Annotated in this window: 6 protein-coding genes; 2 read left to right on the top strand and 4 right to left on the bottom strand. The window is 42.7% G+C overall.

Annotated elements, in window-relative coordinates:
- Positions 1–14: 14 nt before the first annotated feature.
- Both QZ565_RS08140 and dtd read left to right on the top strand, forming a co-directional pair.
- On the top strand, positions 15–2237 hold the full coding sequence (locus tag QZ565_RS08140; protein WP_295528033.1) for a bifunctional (p)ppGpp synthetase/guanosine-3',5'-bis(diphosphate) 3'-pyrophosphohydrolase: 2223 nt from the start codon (positions 15–17) through the stop codon (positions 2235–2237).
- Between the two features lie 29 nt (positions 2238–2266).
- Complete coding sequence (dtd, locus tag QZ565_RS08135; protein ID WP_295528030.1) at positions 2267–2710, top strand: D-aminoacyl-tRNA deacylase; 444 nt, start codon at positions 2267–2269, stop codon at positions 2708–2710.
- 38 nt (positions 2711–2748) lie between these two features.
- Here dtd and QZ565_RS08130 read toward each other — a convergent pair whose 3' ends face one another.
- From QZ565_RS08130 to QZ565_RS08115, 4 genes are all read right to left on the bottom strand, one after another.
- Entirely contained in the window at positions 2749–3162 is a 414-nt protein-coding gene (locus tag QZ565_RS08130) for a hypothetical protein (protein ID WP_261078507.1), read from the bottom strand.
- 18 nt (positions 3163–3180) lie between these two features.
- Positions 3181–3594, bottom strand: coding sequence for a hypothetical protein (locus tag QZ565_RS08125; protein WP_295528024.1), 414 nt, complete (start codon positions 3592–3594; stop codon positions 3181–3183).
- A 129-nt stretch (positions 3595–3723) separates the two neighbouring features.
- Positions 3724–4431: a nicotinamide mononucleotide transporter gene (locus tag QZ565_RS08120; protein WP_295528021.1), complete on the bottom strand. Its 708-nt coding sequence runs from the start codon at positions 4429–4431 to the stop codon at positions 3724–3726.
- Between the two features lie 118 nt (positions 4432–4549).
- A partial coding sequence (locus QZ565_RS08115) for a metal-dependent transcriptional regulator (protein WP_295528018.1) occupies positions 4550–5138 on the bottom strand: 589 nt, incomplete at its 5' end.

Here is a 5138-nt window from a genome sequence, read left to right as displayed (position 1 = left end):
ATTGGAGAGAATAGATGCCGAAAGAAGTGAATTTGACGGGCGATGAGGTTGTCGCTTTAACGCAAAAATATTTATCGAAAGAAGATGTTGCTTTTGTACATAAAGCCTTGGTTTACGCAGTTGAATGTCATAGTGGTCAATATCGTAAATCTGGCGAGCCCTATATTATTCATCCCATTCAGGTGGCAGGGATTTTAGCTAAGCTCAAGTTAGATGCCGTGACAGTTGCCTGTGGTTTTTTGCATGACGTAGTTGAGGATACGGATGCGACCTTGGATGATTTAGAGCAAGAGTTTGGTCATGATGTTCGCATCATTGTTGATGGAGTTACTAAGCTTGGTAAGGTCGAGTACAAATCAATCGAGGAGCAGTTAGCGGAAAATCACCGCAAGATGCTCATGGCCATGTCTGAGGATATTCGCGTTATATTGGTTAAACTGTCTGACCGTTTGCATAACATGAGAACGCTTAACCACCTACGAAAAGACAAGCAGGAACGTATTTCCAGAGAAACCATGGAAATCTATGCACCGCTTGCTCATCGTCTGGGGATTTCTAGTGTCAAGTGGGAGTTAGAAGACTTGTCCTTCCGCTATCTCAATCCAACTGAGTTTTACAAGATCACTCACATGATGAAGGAAAAACGCAGAGAGCGTGAGGCTTTGGTCGATGAAGTTGTGACAAAGTTAGAGGAGTACACTTCCGAACGCAATCTCAAAGGGAAAATCTATGGCCGTCCTAAGCATATCTATTCGATCTATCGCAAGATGCAGGATAAGAAGAAACGCTTCGAGGAAATCTATGACCTGATTGCCATTCGCTGTATTTTAGAGACTCATAGTGATGTCTATGCCATGCTTGGCTATGTGCATGAGCTTTGGAAACCAATGCCAGGTCGCTTCAAAGACTATATCGCTAACCGCAAGGCCAATGGTTACCAGTCTATCCATACGACTGTTTATGGACCAAAAGGGCCTATTGAGTTCCAGATTCGAACCAAGGAAATGCATGAGGTGGCTGAGTACGGGGTTGCGGCCCACTGGGCTTATAAGAAAGGCATTAAGGGGCAGGTCAACAGCAAGGAATCAGCTATTGGTATGAACTGGATCAAGGAGATGATGGAGCTCCAAGACCAGGCTGATGATGCCAAGGAATTTGTGGATTCTGTTAAGGAAAACTATCTGGCTGAGGAGATTTACGTCTTTACCCCAGATGGAGCTGTCCGTTCCCTTCCAAAAGATTCAGGACCGATTGACTTTGCCTACGAAATCCATACAAAAGTCGGGGAAAAAGCAACTGGGGCCAAGGTCAATGGTCGTATGGTTCCACTAACAACCAAGCTCAAGACAGGGGATCAGGTTGAAATTGTCACCAACCCCAACTCCTTTGGACCGAGCCGTGACTGGCTTAACATGGTCAAGACCAGCAAGGCGCGTAACAAGATTCGTCAGTTCTTTAAAAACCAAGACAAGGAATTATCTGTCAACAAGGGTCGTGAAATGTTGATGGCCCAGTTCCAAGAAAACGGCTATGTGGCCAATAAATTCATGGACAAGCGTCACATGGACCAAGTTTTGCAAAAGACTAGCTACAAGACAGAAGAATCCCTTTTTGCGGCCATTGGTTTTGGAGAAATCGGTGCTATTACCGTCTTTAACCGTCTGACTGAAAAGGAACGCCGTGAGGAAGAACGTGCCAAGGCCAAGGCGGAAGCAGAAGAGCTTGTCAAAGGTGGCGAGGTCAAGGTTGAGAACAAAGAAACCCTCAAGGTTAAGCATGAGGGTGGAGTGGTTATTGAAGGAGCCTCAGGTCTCCTAGTGCGGATTGCCAAGTGTTGTAATCCTGTTCCTGGTGACGATATTGTTGGCTATATCACTAAGGGGCGTGGTGTGGCTATTCACCGTGTGGACTGTATGAACCTGCGCGCCCAAGAAAACTATGAGCAACGTCTCCTTGATGTGGAGTGGGAAGACCAGTACTCTAGCTCAAATAAGGAGTATATGGCTCATATCGATATTTATGGCCTCAACCGTACAGGACTGTTGAACGATGTACTGCAAGTTCTTTCAAACACAACCAAGAATATTTCAACGGTCAATGCCCAACCAACCAAGGATATGAAGTTTGCTAATATCCATGTGTCCTTTGGCATTGCCAATCTCTCGACGCTGACCACGGTCGTGGACAAGATTAAGAGTGTGCCAGAAGTTTACTCTGTCAAACGGACTAACGGTTAATTGTCCTAGCTCTTACTAGAAAGGCTATTATGAAAATCATTATCCAACGGGTTAAAAAAGCCCAAGTGAGTATCGAAGGTCAGGTTCAGGGAAAAATCAATCAGGGCCTCCTATTGCTGGTTGGTGTTGGACCAGAGGACCAAGAGGAAGATTTGGACTATGCCGTGAGAAAACTGGTCAACATGCGGATTTTTTCAGACGCAGAAGGCAAAATGAACCTGTCTGTCAAAGATATTGAAGGAGAAATTCTTTCTATTTCTCAGTTTACCCTCTTTGCGGATACTAAGAAAGGCAATCGTCCAGCCTTTACAGGCGCAGCCAAACCTGATATGGCATCGGATTTCTATGATGCTTTCAATCAAAAATTAGCGCAAGAAATACCCGTTCAGACAGGCATTTTTGGAGCGGATATGCAGGTTGAGCTGGTCAATGACGGACCAGTTACCATTATCCTTGATACTAAAAATAGATAAGAAAAACCAAGCCCAGCCGGCTTGGTTTTTCTTATCTATTACAAAATACTCCAAAATGAAATCTGTTCCTGATAGGCCTTGGGGAAATCTTGTTTCAGGCTTTGGCTTATGCGATAGGAAGGAATGAGATGACCTATGATTAGGAGAGTTCCCTGAAGGAAAAGTGGGACATCACTTAAAAACAGCAAGGAGAGCATCATCAGGATATCCCATAGGAGGATTTGTAAGGTAAAACGCCAGAATCTTGGTCTAATCTGGGAATAGAGGTGACTAAAGTGGTCACAAAGTTGGTTGGAAAGATAGGTCAATAGCACAGGATGAAAGAAAATGACCCAACCGCTATAAATCAAAATCCAGTCCCAAGTAAGCCCCCCTTTAAATGTCAAAAATGCCAGCATGATTCCATCAATGACAAGGAGTTGAATGCTTTTGATGAAGATGATTTTTTTCATGCTAAAACCTCCTTCTCCTTAGAGACACTTCCATAAAGAAATGCGTTTGTCATAAAAGTCTGGATAGTTGTTTCTTAGGTAGTACGCTGTCCTATAATAAAAAGTAGAATGGCAAGCAGTGATGATTGGCATAAGAGATGAAAAACGATGAGAACTAACGAAGGCTAAAAGGACAAAAAATAGAAAATCAATGGAGAGAACCCCTAAATAGTAGAAGCGAATCTTTTTATTGATTTGAGGATAAATCTCAGTGAATTGATGTTTGAGTTGGACAAGCAAGCGAAATAACAGGAGTCCTTGAGTAAGGAGGAAAATAAAACCAGAGAGCAAGAGCCAGTCGAAAGCTGTATCGGGTCTAGTGCTAAAAAATGCAAATAGTAGCAAATCGATGACTGCAATTGCTATAAAATGGATTCTAAAGAGATTTTTCATAAGATGACCTCCCTCTTTTATCTAGCTTCATTCTACTCCAAAAGAATGGGAGTTACAAGTAAAATGATAAAAATAGCAGAAGGGAGATTCTCTTAAGTCGACTTGTTTTTTTATTTAAGTTTTCTTCTATTATCTTACTTCTTCATCATTCCAGACAAATAAAGCTCCGATTGCATTGAGGATATAAAAGATGTATTTTCCGATATTGGCAAAGTTTCCTTGAATACCAGCTTTTGTCAGCTGAACGAAATTGTAAATCAACCAGAAGCCCCACTGTGTTGTTAGTTTCAATGCGTTAAAAGCATTGGCAATGAGGGACAGTGCAAAGGCAATAGTTGTTACGTAGGCAAGGAGATTCATCTTTCCTCCATAGCCGATATAGTTTGTCACAAAGGCAAAGAGGAAGGCGATGATTGAAATGATGATGGCTGCCAATTTTACCTGTTTTTGGCTCATTTGGTTGGGTCTGCCTTCTTGCGAAGTTTCCCATTTCTTAATAGCAAAGGTATAAATGAGGAAGGTGACGGGATAGGTAATGATGGCTGCCTTATTTCCAAGGATATAATCAATAGCACCGGACAAAATGGTATTAACAATACCAAAGTAATTTCCCCATTTGCTTAATTTTCCCGTGAAACGAGTGGACAACATGGAAATCCCAACGTTGGTTACGGAAATCAATCCAAAGGGTACAAGAGCTGTCCATGGTCCCCAGTCTACAAATTTATCGAGGCGGGAGTTGAGGTAACCAGATGCAATCGCAATCCCAACGACCAAAGCAACGCCGAAGAGGTCAAACCATTTGGATGTCGCAAAAATTTTTAGTGATTTTTTCATAGTTTAAACTATCTTTCTTTTTTTTACAAATATTCTACAACTAAATGAAAGTAAAATCAAATGATAGAAATAAAACCCTGAAAATAAAACTTTCAGGGTTGGTAGGGTACTTGAGAAATTAGTCGATTTTTTCGACATAGAGTTGTTTGGCAATGTCCATACTTACCTGTAAATCCTCGTTTTTACTGAGGATGGTGAAGGTATTGCTAAAGCCATCAAACTGCTGGACTTGGAGCTGGTCACCGATGTGAAGTGAGTGCTTGTCCAGATAATGGAGAATGTCAAAACTATCGTGCACCCGAGTCAGGCGGTAGGCGCCAGCTTCCTTGATGTCAGCTAGTGGTAGGTTATTGATTTCAACTAAGAGTTCTCCCTTGGCTGGAATGGTTCCTCCGTGGGGGCAGGTCTTGGGGAATCCGAGCAGTTTATCCAGTCTCTCCACGAAGAGGTCCGATACAGTGTGTTCCAATACCTCAGCTTCCTCGTGAATCTGGTCACTCGTATAGTCTAAATGATGGACTAGAAAAACTTCAATCAAGCGGTGTTTACGGTAGATCTCAGAGACCAGTTTGAGGCCGATGTCAGTCAGTAGATAGCCACATTCCTTGTCCTTGAGGATGAGATTTTCACTCTTCATCCGTTTAATCATTTCAGTTACGGCAGGGGGGGGGGCGTGCACACCAGGCGCGACACTCTCTCTGGTCGTT

The sequence above is a fragment of the uncultured Streptococcus sp. genome (assembly GCF_915066115.1).
Classification (GTDB): domain Bacteria; phylum Bacillota; class Bacilli; order Lactobacillales; family Streptococcaceae; genus Streptococcus.
The sequence above is the reverse complement of the archived record's forward strand: the minus strand, read 5'-3'. Positions and strand labels throughout refer to the sequence as shown.